This window comes from Flavihumibacter profundi (genome assembly GCF_020076305.1).
Classification (GTDB): Bacteria; Bacteroidota; Bacteroidia; order Chitinophagales; family Chitinophagaceae; genus Flavihumibacter; species Flavihumibacter profundi.
Genome location: NZ_JAIQXE010000002.1, coordinates 272,784 through 285,746 on the forward strand (window position 1 = coordinate 272,784; position 12,963 = coordinate 285,746).

At 47.4% G+C, this 12,963-nt stretch carries 12 protein-coding genes; 8 read left to right on the forward strand and 4 right to left on the reverse strand.

The features are described 5' to 3' along the window. Positions 1 to 57: 57 nt before the first annotated feature. From LAQ65_RS10940 to LAQ65_RS10955, 4 genes are read left to right on the forward strand one after another with little or no spacing between them, the layout of a single operon-like run. The gene (locus tag LAQ65_RS10940) at positions 58 to 2,499 is read left to right on the forward strand and encodes an outer membrane beta-barrel family protein (RefSeq protein WP_224117004.1); all 2,442 of its coding nucleotides are present in this window, start codon (positions 58 to 60) and stop codon (positions 2,497 to 2,499) included. Between the two features lie 36 nt (positions 2,500 to 2,535). Beyond that, positions 2,536 to 3,405 (forward strand): glycerophosphodiester phosphodiesterase family protein, encoded by an 870-nt coding sequence (locus LAQ65_RS10945; protein ID WP_224117005.1) that lies wholly within the window; start codon positions 2,536 to 2,538, stop codon positions 3,403 to 3,405. A gap of 8 nt (positions 3,406 to 3,413) precedes the next feature. Beyond that, complete coding sequence (locus LAQ65_RS10950) at positions 3,414 to 5,690, forward strand: hypothetical protein (protein ID WP_224117006.1); 2,277 nt, start codon at positions 3,414 to 3,416, stop codon at positions 5,688 to 5,690. Between the two features lie 16 nt (positions 5,691 to 5,706). Continuing rightward, positions 5,707 to 6,366 carry a histidine phosphatase family protein gene (locus LAQ65_RS10955; protein WP_224117007.1) on the forward strand — a complete coding sequence of 220 codons (660 nt, stop codon included), beginning with the start codon at positions 5,707 to 5,709 and terminating at the stop codon, positions 6,364 to 6,366. 5 nt (positions 6,367 to 6,371) lie between these two features. On the opposite strand, the gene LAQ65_RS10960 is transcribed toward LAQ65_RS10955, so the two are convergent. The 3 genes from LAQ65_RS10960 to LAQ65_RS10970 form a co-directional block, all read right to left on the reverse strand. Continuing rightward, complete coding sequence (locus LAQ65_RS10960; protein ID WP_224117008.1) at positions 6,372 to 6,833, reverse strand: RES family NAD+ phosphorylase; 462 nt, start codon at positions 6,831 to 6,833, stop codon at positions 6,372 to 6,374. Beyond that, on the reverse strand, positions 6,830 to 7,261 hold the full coding sequence (gene parS, locus LAQ65_RS10965; protein WP_224117009.1) for a type II RES/Xre toxin-antitoxin system antitoxin: 432 nt from the start codon (positions 7,259 to 7,261) through the stop codon (positions 6,830 to 6,832). The genes LAQ65_RS10960 and parS overlap by 4 nt, the downstream gene beginning before the upstream one ends. Before the next feature lie 70 nt (positions 7,262 to 7,331). Continuing rightward, the gene (locus LAQ65_RS10970) at positions 7,332 to 7,802 is read right to left on the reverse strand and encodes a YbhB/YbcL family Raf kinase inhibitor-like protein (protein ID WP_224117010.1); all 471 of its coding nucleotides are present in this window, start codon (positions 7,800 to 7,802) and stop codon (positions 7,332 to 7,334) included. 188 nt (positions 7,803 to 7,990) lie between these two features. Between LAQ65_RS10970 and LAQ65_RS10975 the strand changes: the two genes are divergently transcribed. Then, entirely contained in the window at positions 7,991 to 8,281 is a 291-nt protein-coding gene (locus tag LAQ65_RS10975; RefSeq protein ID WP_224117011.1) for a hypothetical protein, read from the forward strand. 47 nt (positions 8,282 to 8,328) lie between these two features. Here the strand turns inward: LAQ65_RS10975 and LAQ65_RS10980 are convergent, their stop codons facing one another. Next, entirely contained in the window at positions 8,329 to 9,558 is a 1,230-nt protein-coding gene (locus tag LAQ65_RS10980) for an MFS transporter (RefSeq protein WP_224117012.1), read from the reverse strand. A gap of 93 nt (positions 9,559 to 9,651) precedes the next feature. Here LAQ65_RS10980 and LAQ65_RS10985 point away from each other — a divergent pair, with 93 nt between their 5' ends. Genes LAQ65_RS10985 through LAQ65_RS10995 form a run of 3 tightly spaced genes read left to right on the forward strand, consistent with a single transcriptional unit; the run spans position 9,652 to position 12,925 of the window. Further along, positions 9,652 to 10,125, forward strand: a complete 474-nt coding sequence (locus LAQ65_RS10985; RefSeq protein WP_224117013.1) for a (2Fe-2S)-binding protein — start codon at positions 9,652 to 9,654, stop codon at positions 10,123 to 10,125. A gap of 10 nt (positions 10,126 to 10,135) precedes the next feature. Next, positions 10,136 to 12,307, forward strand: coding sequence for a xanthine dehydrogenase family protein molybdopterin-binding subunit (locus LAQ65_RS10990; protein ID WP_224117014.1), 2,172 nt, complete (start codon positions 10,136 to 10,138; stop codon positions 12,305 to 12,307). An 18-nt stretch (positions 12,308 to 12,325) separates the two neighbouring features. Beyond that, the gene (locus LAQ65_RS10995; RefSeq protein ID WP_224117015.1) at positions 12,326 to 12,925 is read left to right on the forward strand and encodes a helix-turn-helix domain-containing protein; all 600 of its coding nucleotides are present in this window, start codon (positions 12,326 to 12,328) and stop codon (positions 12,923 to 12,925) included. The last annotated feature ends 38 nt before the right edge of the window (positions 12,926 to 12,963 follow it).

Below are 12,963 nucleotides of genomic sequence, written 5' to 3' on the forward strand. Positions count from 1 at the left end.
TTAAGTCAATTTATCGGGTGATTGCTTATCACAAAGACATTTTCTATCTTCATTTAAATGCTGAAGCCAAGACTTGCCTTATCCTGCTTTTTCATTTGGCTGCTTCCATTCATTGCCATTGCGCAACCTGCTGTTAATAATAGCCGGGAAATCATCGTGCACGTTACCGACGACCAGCAGCATGCACTGGATTTTGCTACTATCAGCCTGCTGAATTCAATGGATTCCAGCCTGGTTTCCTCAGTACGCTCCGATTCATCCGGCAACGCAATCCTTAAAAATATTGAGGCCGGCAGTTACCGGATATGTATCACCCGCGTAAATTTCCAGGCATCCTGCCAGCTGGTTGATCTTTCCCAGCCACAGCCTGGCGCCGGGTATGAATTTTCATTCTCCCTGCAGAAATCCGGCAGCCTGGAGAATGTTACGGTTACCGGTAAAAAAACTGCTGTTCAATACCAGTCCGACCGCACCGTTATCCAGGTCGATGCCAGCATCAGCAACGCTGGTACCAACGCCCTGGAGTTCCTGGAAAGGACCCCTGGTGTTACGATCGACAAGGATGGTAATATTAGTTTGAAGGGTCGCAGCCAGGTGCTTGTAATGATCGACAATAAACCAAGTTACCTCAGCGGTGCTGAATTATCGGTTATGCTTGCCGGTATGAACAGCAGCCAGGTCGAATCCATTGAACTGATAGATAACCCTTCCGCAAAATATGATGCCGCCGGGAATGGTGGTATTATTAATATCAGGTTGAAAAGAAACGGGCAAAAGGGCTTTAATGGAAATGTGAACCTGTCGGTTGGGCAAGGTGTTTACAGTAAAACCAATAACAGTATCGGGCTGAATTACCGTAACGGGAAATTCAATGTCTTCAGTAATTATGGCCTGAATTCGAATGGTAATTACATCGACATGTATGCCCTTCGCACCTATTATATGGATGATGATAAAACCATTCATTCCTTACTGGAGCAGCCCACTTTCCTTAAGATGCGGTCAAACACCCAAACCCTTCGTGCCGGTGTCGATTATGCGCTCTCCACGAATACCGGACTTGGTATTGTTTTATCGGGAACCTTGCTTAACAGGAACAGCAAGGGGACCGGGCAGGCCATCTGGATGAATGAAACCGGTGCAAAGGATTCACTGATTGATACCAGGAGCCAGAATTCAACCGATTGGAAAAATGGTTCGGCTAACCTCAACTTCCGGCATAAATTTTCCCCAAGGCAAGAACTGACCGCCGACCTCGATTGGCTGGGTTACAACATTGAAGGCGACCAGGCTTTCAGGAATGAAAGAACGGGCAATACTTCCTATACTGAATCATTTAAAGGGGAACTGCCTACTGCCATCCGGATCTTTTCTTTTAAGGCAGACCACCAGCTCGACCTGGGCAATAAAATAAAACTGGAGACCGGTGTAAAATGGTCGGATACCAAAACCGATAATAAAGCAGCTTATTATGTGGACCAGGGTGCCGGATGGGAAGAAGAACTGTCGCGTACAAACAATTTCCTGTATGCGGAAAGTATTGGTGGGGCCTATGCGAGCATTGGGAAAAAATCAGATAATTGGTCGCTGGAAATGGGGCTCAGGTATGAGTTTACTTCCTACACAGCTGAACAATTCGGGAACAGCCTGCGGAAAGACTCCGCTGTTTCTAATAACTATGGAAGCCTGTTCCCGAACCTTAGGGTAAGCTACAGGATCGATGCCGACAATGAATTAAGTTTCACCATTGGTAAGCGCGTTGACCGTCCGCCTTACCAGAAATTAAATCCATTTGTTACCATCATCAACAAGTACACCTACATGGCGGGTAACCCGCTGATGAAACCGCAATACACGCACAACGTTGAATTGAGTCACCGCTTCAGGGATATCCTCAGCACCAGCCTCTCCTACAGTATAACCAAAGATTATTTTTCACAGGTATTTTACAGGGACAGTATTGGTACTATTTACTACTCCGATGGAAACCTCGGCAAAAGGCAGGTATGGGGCTTGTCCGTTGGTTTCAATAAAACAGTAATTCCGGACTTAACCACCAACGCACAGCTTGACCTTATCCATAAAAAGATGGCGGGATTTGTATGGAAGGATATGGAATCTTCCATTACGCAAATGAATTTTTCACTCACCAACCAATATCGTTTTGCTAAAGCCTGGGTAGCGGAACTTTCAGGTTATTATATCACCCGGAGCCAGGCCGATATCCAGGAGGTAATACAACCAACAGGACAGGTATCGCTGGGTATCTCCAGGCAGGTATTAAAAAATAAAGGCAGCCTGAAATTATCCTACCGCGATATATTCTACACGCAGGATATGGAAGGCTTTACCTTATTTAACCACGCCACTGAATATTTTAAACTGCAGCGTGACAGCAGGGTAGCGACTTTAGCATTCACTTACAGGTTTGGGAATCCATTCAAACCGGTAAATAAAAAAGGAACTACGGTAGAAGAAATGCAAAGGGTGGGCAATTAAATAACTTAATAACTTCAGGCCGAAAAAGTACACGCTATGAAAATGGTTAAGGTTGGTTTATTACTGGTTCTGGTAGTATTTGGTTTTGTAACATTCGCGCAACCTGCACCGGGCAATGGCGCTAAAAGGAGTTTCGAGGAAAAGCGGACCCAGTTTCTGTCGCCGCAATCTGGCGTCATCATGGTGGCCTCCCATCGTGGCACACATAACGATGATCCTGAAAACTCATTGGCTGCATTCCGGAAAGCAATTGAAATAGGGGTTGATATCGTTGAGCTCGACATCCGTGCAACCAAAGACGGCGTACTGGTATTGATGCACGACAGCAAGGTAGACCGCACAACAAATGGTACCGGTCGGGTCGATAGCCTGACATTCGCTGAAATCAGGAAACTGCGTTTAAAGCATAATGGGCAGGTAACAAATGAACAGGTGCCTACTTTTGAGGAAGCGCTGAAACTGGCAAGGAACAAAATATTGGTGGACCTCGATATCAAGGCAGATGATAAAGTGAAAGAGATTATCGCGATGGTACAAAAAATGAAAGCGGAACGGACCGTCATCTTTTTTGTCTACGAACCGCAGGAAATAAAAATGGTCAGGGATATCGACAAGGATTGCCTTGTTTTGGCCAGGTCTTATAAGGAAGCAGATATTGCACCATTTTTTGATCCCTATAAAGCAAACGCTATCCACATCGATGAAAACCAGCATACTGATAAAATAGTGGAAGAAATAAAAGCCATGGGTGGCCGTATTTGGATCAATGCACTGGGCGATGTAGATAAAGCCGTTGCTGGAGGGCATCCGGAAGCTTTTGAACAGGTGCTGCAGCATGGTGTGAACATCATACAAACTGACTACCCGAAATTACTGATCGACTACCTGGCGAAAAGGTCGAAATAAAATAACACATGAAACTGATCCGCAGGAACAGGGTAATTTTTTTAGTAGGCATAGTAATATTTTCCCTGTCCTGCAAAGCCCAGGGAATTAAAGTCTCCCTACCTGGCCAGCAGGCTAACCTCATTAAAACATCGTGGCCATCCATTGGATGTTGGTTCTGGACGGCTGCCGAATTTGAACCAGGAGGGTACAGGCGCTTTATTGACCTGTACGAAAAATATTCCCCCTTCTCTTTGCTGACCACCAGCCTGCGTTATCCCGGTGAACTCACCGATCCTACCGTGCATGACCAGGTGAAGGCGGGTGCGGCCTATGCAAAGCAAAAAGGAATGGGTATTGTCATGGACCTTGACCTGCGGCTGGCAAGGAAGCAATTCCTGGAACGTTATCCGGAAGAACAACAGCAGATTATTTTATTAAAGGAATTTCCCCTGGCAAGATCCGGCTCTGTTCAAACGATGGTAAAATCCCCTTCCTTTGAAGACCACTACACTTTTGGCCGCACAGGTTACAACTCTTTAAAGAGTGAAGTGGTGGGCATTTATAAGTATAAAAAGAAGAATGGGTTAATCTGCGCCGGGTCAGTCACGGAGATCCGTAACCGCATTAAAGCTTTCGGGAATAAGGATTCGGTAAATATCATTGTTGATTGTTTGGCCACAGACGAGGGCATGACAGCCTGTGCCCTGGTTGCCGTAACTGTTTACACGCCCGATGTTTTTGCGCCGCATTTATTATCCTACCAGAGAGAGATACTGAAACAATACCAGGATGCACCGCTTGCCGGGGCCTGTAAAGACGAATGGGGCTTCCCGGGGCGGTTTGATCCGCTGACCAGTGAATTGTGGTATTCCCGGTATATGGCAGAAGCATATGCGAAGCGACGACCCGGTCATGAACTCTTGCGGGATATGGTATTAATGTCTTTTGGTGAAGCGGGCCGCGAAGGGGAAAGGCTGGCTGCCATTAACCATTACATGGAAATGAATTGGCAGCGTAACGGCGAAATTGAAACGGATTATTACAAGGCTATCAAGGAAATATTCGGGCAACAGGCGGTATCAGCAACACATCCAACATGGTTTCCTTATCCCGGTGACAAAGAAATTTTTAAGAACGGGCTGAGTTGGTGGTCTGCTAAACGGGACCTCGCGCAAACGGATGAAAGCACCCCATTTTGTGTGCGTACCGCATTAAGCAAAAAATGGAATAGTCCGCTTTGGTACAATATGTATTATGAAAAATCTATGGAAGAGTACAATAAGGACCTTTGGATTGCTATACTCGGCGGTGGCCGTTTGAATTATCATCCGCTATGGCCTTCTGAATGGAAAAACCTCACAACATCTCTGCTGGCAGGCAACCTCCTTATGGCCGAAAGGCGGATCAGCCTGCTCAATTATATTTCATCAGCGCCGGTTGATTGCCCGGTGGCAGTTGTATTCGGTCATCCATCCGCGTTAAACTTTGCTGATAAAAATGGTTTTGCAGATGTTGGCCTGGATATAACCAACGCTTTATGGAAGGAAGGCTATTATGCTGACCTTATCCCATCCAGTGAAATTGTTAATGGTGCAATGCAGGTAAATGCAGATGGCAAAATCCAGTATGGCCCACAGCAATACGAGGCCGTTGTTTTATATAAACCAGGCTGCGACCATAACGAGATTGCAGGTTTCTTTTCTAAAGCCGGAGAACCCGGGAAAACCTTGCTTTATTCCGTGGGTAACCGAACAATTGATTTTGAAGGCGAGCCAGTGCATGATGCGATTCCTGCGGCAATGCATGTTGCAGAAGATGTCGGGGCTGCAGCAGCAGAAATCATCAGTGCGCTGAAAGTAAAAGGAATAGCACCACAAACAAGGGGTGAAATGCGGGGCAATTCAGGCTTCCCTGCTTCTGTGATGCCTAAGCCCAATGGAACAATCCGTTTGCTCGATGGTACAGTCATCCAGGCCTCCGGCGAAAAGGATGTAATGGGAGATCCGATCCACAGCACGATTACAATCCACGGTATACAAGTTGATTTTGATGCGCTCGGTATTGCGGCTATCCGGTTAGATAAAGACGGCGATGTGGAAGCGATAGCAGCAGGCGGATTAAAATCGGTCCGTGCGGGTAAGTTTCACCTTGAATTGGATAAACGGACAGACCTTGCGCTTTTTATGGAAGATGGAAAATGGCGGGGCATTATTCATGGACTTGAAGGGGAAGTACCAAAGGCATTGAAGAAGATTACTTCGAACTGGCGTATATTGAAGGTGCCGGCGCCCTATAAAGATTAATACTAATGAAAATATTATGAAACCCAAACGCATCATACTTATCCGCCACGGCCAATCCGAGGGCAATGTGGAAAAAGCCATGTATAACCGAAAGCCCGATTATGCTCTGCTGCTAACCAACGAAGGGAAGTCCCAGGCGCGGAAAGCCGGTGAGCAGTTAAAATCCCTGGTAGGGAATGAATCACTCTACTTTTATGTATCCCCGCTATTCCGCACCCGGCAAACTTTTGCGGAGATAGCCAACGTATTTCCGGAAAACTTTTGCCAGATGCAGGAGGAACCGCGGATCAGGGAACAGGAATGGGGCCACTTGCGAACCCTGGAAGAATGTAACGCGGTTGAACGGAGCCGTGATGCTTTCGGGACATTTTATTTCCGCATTCCAGACGGAGAATCAGCCGCCGATGTCTTCGACCGCGTGAGTGATTTCTTCAATACCCTTTTCCGCGATTTTGAAAAGCCCGATTTCGCAGAGAATGCAGTAGTGGTTACTCACGGCATGACCATCAGGCTTTTCCTGATGCGCTGGTTTCATTATACCGTAGAGGAATTTGAGGAACTCGCAAATCCTAAAAATTGCGATATCGTGGTTATGGAAAAACAGGAGAATGGGAAATATGCATTACTCACGACTATGCGCAAACACCATGTAATGCACCAGTGGCGCCTGGATTAAATTGTTCACTTTTTAAACAACCGGCCATCAAACTTAAAGGGCTCGGTGGCAATGATCTTTACTTTTTTCACCATAGGGTGTAATGGATTCACCAGCCAGTTGAAATCCCCCGGCACAACCACAGACGGCACTTTCATAACACCATATTTTGCTTCCAGTAAAAACCGGTCACCTGTTTCTTGCGTGGAATTTGCAGGCGGGATTGCTGTCCATTCGGGCGGCAGGTTTTTGGGATTAATTTCCAGGACGGGTATTGTGCCCGGTATTTCAAGGGTTACCAGCCAATAATCGGACGGGATTAAATGCAGGGGAATATGCACGGCAACTTCAAGCATGCATAAAGCACGTGATTCGCTGGTGTACAGCATGGCATTGCCCTTACTGTTCCACCGGCCGCCGGATTTTTCCGCACCCGCTCCCGAAAGGTCTTTTGCATAGGCTTCCTTTGCCAGCCGGAATACTATCATGCCAGTACACCGTGTTCGATGCGTGTGAGTTCATCTTTGAGAAGGCTGATGCCAAAGCTGGTATCCAAAAGGCTTTTTGGTACAATACTACCGAGGGCCAGGTTGGTCGTTTCCAGCCAGCTGTCGAAGTTTTCCTTGTTCCCGAAAACGCCGGTACCATAATTATATAATCGGATGATTTCTACAATGCGCTCGGAGCTTGCCGGGTCAAATGTTTTTTTTTCTTTCCTGATGCGCTGGATGGTTCTGTCTGAAAGATGCAGGTATTGCGACCATTCTGATAAACTGAAAGGAATGCTATCCAGGAGTGAGTTAAATAAGGTGTAGGACAATCCATTCCTGACAGCGTCTATTAAACGGAAAATGCTTTTATCGTCTGAAAAATTATAAGCAATTGCTGGTTCTTCCAGGTTTTTTGTCTTTGCCATTTTTCTCCCTTTTTACAAAAATAGCATTATGTCGTAAAATTATCGTCATTTGTCCGTTTTTATTATTTCCTCACCGCTTCCTGCTGTACAGCCCGACCAACTCCCCGAATGCTAATATATGTCCGGCCATGGCATGTTCCAGTTTGGCTTTGTCTGCCCTCGCTGGCAGGTCCAGTGTATCGTCAAGTGCGTATACCTTAAAATGATAATGGTGGGTTCCCGGAGGCGGGCAAGGGCCATTGTACCCCTGGTTGCCGAAATCATTCACGCCTTCGTCGCCGGTTGCCGTGTTTTCTTTGATATGGCTCGATACCGGCATATTCCAGCTCACCCAATGCACCCAGGTTCCGCCGGGTGCGTCAGGATCATCCACAATTATTGCCAGGTGTTTTGCATTATGTGGAATATCATCTACCTGGAGGGGCGGGTTTACATCAATGCCGTCACAGGTATATTTTGAAGGGATCATGCCGTTATCGGCGAAAGCCGCACTGCTTATAGCCAGCACTTTGTAATCAACTGCTTTGGTGGACTGTTTCATAAACCTGGTTTAAAGAATGATCGGATACGCTATAAAGTTCGCTACTCACCATTTCGCCCTCAATGACTTGGGTCAGCGCTTTGGATGATCCTCATTGATTTGGCAGTGTGTTAACTTCACCCGCCGGGTAACACCCGGCGGGTGAAGGAATAAAGGCCTACCTTGCAGCCATCTGAACTGATTAAAGTATGAAAGACGAAAAGATCCAGGCAGCATTTAAGGTTAAAAAAGCAGTGGCCGAGTATTTTGAAGAGCATCCTGAGTTCTTAAAAGTCAAAGCAATTGACCTGATGGATTTCTTTGTGGAGAAGAAAATCTTCGCAAAAGACGAGAAATTGGGGTTGCCTATCAGGAGTTTGCTCAATGAGCTGCAAAAGAAAAACCTGATGGCATTGGTTCCCCAGGCATTCACCGAGCAAAGGGAAAAAGGCATGGTGTGGTTTTTCAGCAAATCAAACCTCGCCGCAAATAGCCGCTAATCGTATAGTTTTCACCCGCCGGGTAACACCCGGCGGGTGAAGTTTTACTATTCCTCCACGAAGTCAAGGTTTTTCCCGAAAGTTTCCGCTGTTTTCAAGGCCGCTAAAACGGCAATGGTCATTACGATTACTGCAGTTAGCCATGCGCCGGTGATGTAGTTGCCCGTGAGGTTACGCAATCCCTTGAAAAGCAATAAACTCAGCGGTACGGCAGCCCGCACCATATTGGGAATTGTGATCGCTGCGGTTGCGCGCAGGTTGGTACCAAATTGTTCAGCGCTCATTGTGATATATACTACGGAAAGCCCGGTGCCATACCCGAGCCCGGCGCAGATCCAGTAAAACCGGTCGGTGCTTCCACCATCCTGCAGGAAAAATAATACCATAAAGAAAGCGAGGATGCCGTAAAAAATGAAGAGGGCTTTTTTGCGGCTGCGCAACCAGTTGCTTAACAAGCCAACGGTAAGGTCACCAAATGCAATGGCCAGGTATTGGTACAAAATTGCCTTGGCGGGATCGATGCCTTCAATCCCGAAGGCTTTTCCGAACTGGTCTGAAAAAGTGATCAGTACCCCTACGGTAAACCATACCGGGATGCCAATCAGGATGCAGCGCATATAGCGCCCGAACCGTTCGCGGTTGGTAAAGAACATCAGGAAGTTGCCGCGTTCAACTGAAGTTTTTTTCACCTGGTCGTAGAGCCCGCTTTCACTTACAGATATCCGTAAGACCAGCAATGCAAGTCCCATCGCGCCGCCGATATAATAACAGGTGCGCCAGTCAAACTGCTCTTTCATAAAGAAAGCGGTAACTGCGCCAAATACGCCGAATCCCGCCACCATGGCGGATGCGATGCCACGTTTTTCCTTCGGCAGCAATTCATTCACGAGGGTGATACCGGCACCCAGTTCACCCGCCAGTCCTACTCCCGCGATAAAGCGCAGCAGCACATACTGCGGAATCGAAGTCACCATCCCGTTTAAAATATTTGCAACCGAATACAAGAGGATGGATCCGAATAATACCGAAAGTCGGCCTTTTTTATCGCCCAGTATCCCCCAGAGGATACCCCCTGCAAGCATCCCAATCATTTGCACACTGATGATATATTCCCCTTTTGTTAGTACTTCAGTTTCGGATAACCCGAGTGAAAGCAGGCTGGGCTTGCGGATAATACCAAACAACAGCAGGTCGTATACATCTACAAAAAAGCCCAGGGCGGCAACAATAACCGATAAGTGAAATACCGAAACGGGGGCCGGGTGTTTTTGCTTCATCCTTCAAATATAATATGGGTTAAATAACCCGATGGACTAACCCAAAACATTTGTTAAATTAGTGGACCTGATTACCCGCTTAAACTATTAGTTATGGCCTCAATTACGCTCAATATTAACAACGCTTCCCATACAATTGATGTAGATCCCCAAATGCCATTGTTATGGGCTATCCGTGATTTCGTTGGATTAAAAGGCACCAAGTACGGATGCGGTATGTCACAGTGCGGCGCATGTACTGTTTTGCTGGATGGCAATCCAATTCGTTCCTGCAGCTATCCCGTATCGGCGGCAGCAGGAAAAAAAATTGCCACTATTGAAGGCTTGTCCGAGAAAACAGACCATCCTGTACAGCAGGCCTGGATTGAATTGCAGGTACCACAATGCGGGTATTGCCAGTCAGGGCAAATCATGTCGGCCGTGGCCTTGCTGAAAAAAAACCCGTCGCCAACCGATGCGCAAATTGATGCGGCCATGCAGGGGAACCTTTGCCGCTGCGGCACCTATCCGCGCATCAAAACTGCGATCCATCGCGCAGCAGAAATACAAAAATCACAAAAAGCCTAAAGACTAAACCATGCATACCAGGCAATCAACCATTAGCCGGCGGAATTTCATTCGCCTTACCGGTATTACCGGAGCCGGATTTATGATCGGGTTATCAGTGGCGGAAGGGCAGGGTATAGAGGAGGTAGTGAACATGAGCGGCGTCGGGGAGTCCTTTGGTTTAACGCCATTTATAATTATTGAAAAGAGTGGTGCGATCACCATATTTAATACCAAACCGGAAATCGGCCAGGGAACCTTCCAGTCCATCCCATCGCTGATTGCGGAAGAACTGAACCTCACCCTCGACATGGTAACCATAAAGCAAACGGGCGGTGAAAAAGAATTCGGCCCCGACCAGTTTGTCGGTGGAAGTTCATCTGTCAGGACAACCTATACAAAATACAGGACCGTTGGCGCAGCTGCCCGAGAGATGCTGGTTACTGCCGCCGCCAAAATGTGGGAAGTGCCTGTGGCAGAATGTACAGTGGAAAACGGCAAAGTGCATCACCTGGCCAGCGAGCGGTCGGCGAAATTCAGTGAGCTGGCTGAAGCAGCCTCGAAACTGGAAGTGCCTAAATCCCCCAAACTGAAAGACCCGAAAGATTTTATACTGCTGGGAAAATCAATTCCCCGTCCGGACGTGCCGCTGAAATCCAGTGGTAAAGCGGTTTTCGGTATTGACATTGATGTTCCGGGCATGGTATATGCCAGCGTTGAAAGGTGCCCCGTTTTTGGTGGCAGGCTGGTCAGTTTTGATGATGCTGCAACCAAAAAGGTCAAGGGTGTGCAACAGGTAATATCCTGCGAGCGCCTTTTTGGCAAGTACCGTACTGAAGGTGTTGCAGTGATTGCCGATAATTACTGGGCAGCCGTGCAGGGCCGCAAAGCGCTGAAAGTAAAATGGGATTTCCAGGGCAAGGAGAATTTTAACAGTGCCGGCTATGCGCAGCAGTTACGTGAGCTGGCGAAAACCGAAGGTGTAGTAGATAAGAGTATAGGTGATTTTGATAAGGCATTCGCGGAAGCGCCAAATAAAGTTGAAGCCTTCTACGAAACGCCCGTGGTATCGCATTCCCCGATTGAGCCCATGAACTGTGTGGCGCATTGGAAAGAAGGCAATAAGGTAGAAATATGGACCTCCACCCAGGTGCCCGGCAGGATTATGGGTAGCTTCCCCAAAGAATTCGGCATAAAGGAAGAAGACCTTAAAGTCAATGTGCTCTTCAATGGCGGCGGGTTCGGAAGGAGGTTGTATCCTGACTACGTGCATGAAGCTGTATACTTATCCAAAAAAATAAGCAAGCCGGTGAAGCTGATCTGGAGTCGCGAAGATGACACCCAGCAGGGACCCTTCCGCCCGATGACCTTCTCCGCCATGAAAGGCGCGCTGGGAACTGATGGTAAACTGACTGCCTTCCAGCATAAAGTGATCGCACCTTCGCTGAATGCTGCGCGTGATGACAAATACGATAAAACAAAGACCGACGGCACAATGACCGAAGGTATCAGTGAGCAGGCCTACAGGATCCCGAACATGAAAAACCTTTATGTCTGGGCTGATATCCACATTCCCATATGCGCATGGCGTGCCGTAACCAGCACCACCCTCGCATTTTCCCATGAATGCTTTATTGACGAACTGGCGGTGAAGGCAAAAAAGGACCCGATGGATTTTCGCATTAATATGCTGGACGCCAAGTCAGATACCATGCGTGTGCTCAGGAAACTGAGGGAAGTTTCTAATTGGGACAAACCCCTGCAGAAGGGCTGGGGCCGGGGTGTGGCGCAGTGGGAATTCTTTGCGGGCCTGGCGGCTAATGTCGTGGAGGTATCCCAAAACGGCGAAGGGGTCAAAATTGAAAAAGTATATTCCGTTATCGACCTGGGAACCGTGGTTAATCCCGATACTGTTGTCGGACAGGTTCAGGGTGCAGTGGTCATGGCCATTACAGCAGCCATAAAAAACGGCATTACTTTCGAAAACGGCCGCACGGCGCAATCAAATTTCCACAATAACCCTGCCCTCAGGATCAATGAAGTGCCGCCTATCGAGGTATTCGTGCTGGCAGAAGGTGGTGATAAAATAAAAGGTGTGGGTGAGCCTGGCTTGCCACCATTGGCGCCTGCTCTGTGCAATGCGATCTTTGCCGCAACCGGGAAAAGGATCAGGACCCTGCCCTTTAATATCAATAAGATCTAACTAATCAAACTCAATTGTTTGCCATATGCCCCTATGCAGGAAGATATATTAATTAAGATCAGCAATAAAATTAAGGAGAGCCGAAAGGTTAAGAAGATTACCGTCCAGCAACTTGCAGACCAGTCAAATGTGAGCAAAGGCCTGATTTCACAGATTGAGAACAACCGTACCGTGCCCTCTTTGCCTGTGCTGATGAATATTATCGGCGCCCTCCATTTAGACCTTAAAGATTTTTTTAAGGACATCTCCCCGGGGGGTGAAAAGAAAAAGGTTTTTGTCATAAGGGCAAAAGACTACCAGCCATTCCAGAAAGAAACATCCCGCGGCTTTAACTATAAAAGGATTTTTACCCATTCCCTGAGTGGCGGACCGGTCGATATTATCCTGCTCACCCTCAAATCAGGGGCATCCCGGAATAAAGTTGTCCATACAGATGCCTACGAATATAAATATGTCATCACCGGAACAGTAGCCTACCTTATAGATGGCCAGGAATATATTTTGGAGGAAGGTGATTCCCTCTTCTTCGATGGCCGGCTTGGGCATAAACCCTCCAATATCGGGGAATCCGACGCCCAACTGCTGGTGATCTATTATTTTTCAACCCCAAGGGATTAATCCTGACCCTTTTAGCAAACCGGAAAGGTTAGTGTAAC

Excerpts from the sequence above, each read along its gene's own strand:
- LAQ65_RS10950 (WP_224117006.1), top strand. The coding sequence starts at position 3,414 with ATGAAACTGATCCGCAGGAACAGGGTAATTTTTTTAGTAGGCATAGTA.
- LAQ65_RS10985 (WP_224117013.1), top strand. The coding sequence starts at position 9,652 with ATGGCCTCAATTACGCTCAATATTAACAACGCTTCCCATACAATTGAT.
- LAQ65_RS10945 (WP_224117005.1), top strand. The coding sequence starts at position 2,536 with ATGAAAATGGTTAAGGTTGGTTTATTACTGGTTCTGGTAGTATTTGGT.
- LAQ65_RS10960 (WP_224117008.1), bottom strand. The coding sequence starts at position 6,833 with ATGATAGTATTCCGGCTGGCAAAGGAAGCCTATGCAAAAGACCTTTCG.
- LAQ65_RS10980 (WP_224117012.1), bottom strand. The coding sequence starts at position 9,558 with ATGAAGCAAAAACACCCGGCCCCCGTTTCGGTATTTCACTTATCGGTT.
- LAQ65_RS10955 (WP_224117007.1), top strand. The coding sequence starts at position 5,707 with ATGAAACCCAAACGCATCATACTTATCCGCCACGGCCAATCCGAGGGC.
- LAQ65_RS10990 (WP_224117014.1), top strand. The coding sequence starts at position 10,136 with ATGCATACCAGGCAATCAACCATTAGCCGGCGGAATTTCATTCGCCTT.
- LAQ65_RS10975 (WP_224117011.1), top strand. The coding sequence starts at position 7,991 with ATGAAAGACGAAAAGATCCAGGCAGCATTTAAGGTTAAAAAAGCAGTG.
- parS (WP_224117009.1), bottom strand. The coding sequence starts at position 7,261 with ATGGCAAAGACAAAAAACCTGGAAGAACCAGCAATTGCTTATAATTTT.
- LAQ65_RS10970 (WP_224117010.1), bottom strand. The coding sequence starts at position 7,802 with ATGAAACAGTCCACCAAAGCAGTTGATTACAAAGTGCTGGCTATAAGC.
- LAQ65_RS10940 (WP_224117004.1), top strand. The coding sequence starts at position 58 with ATGCTGAAGCCAAGACTTGCCTTATCCTGCTTTTTCATTTGGCTGCTT.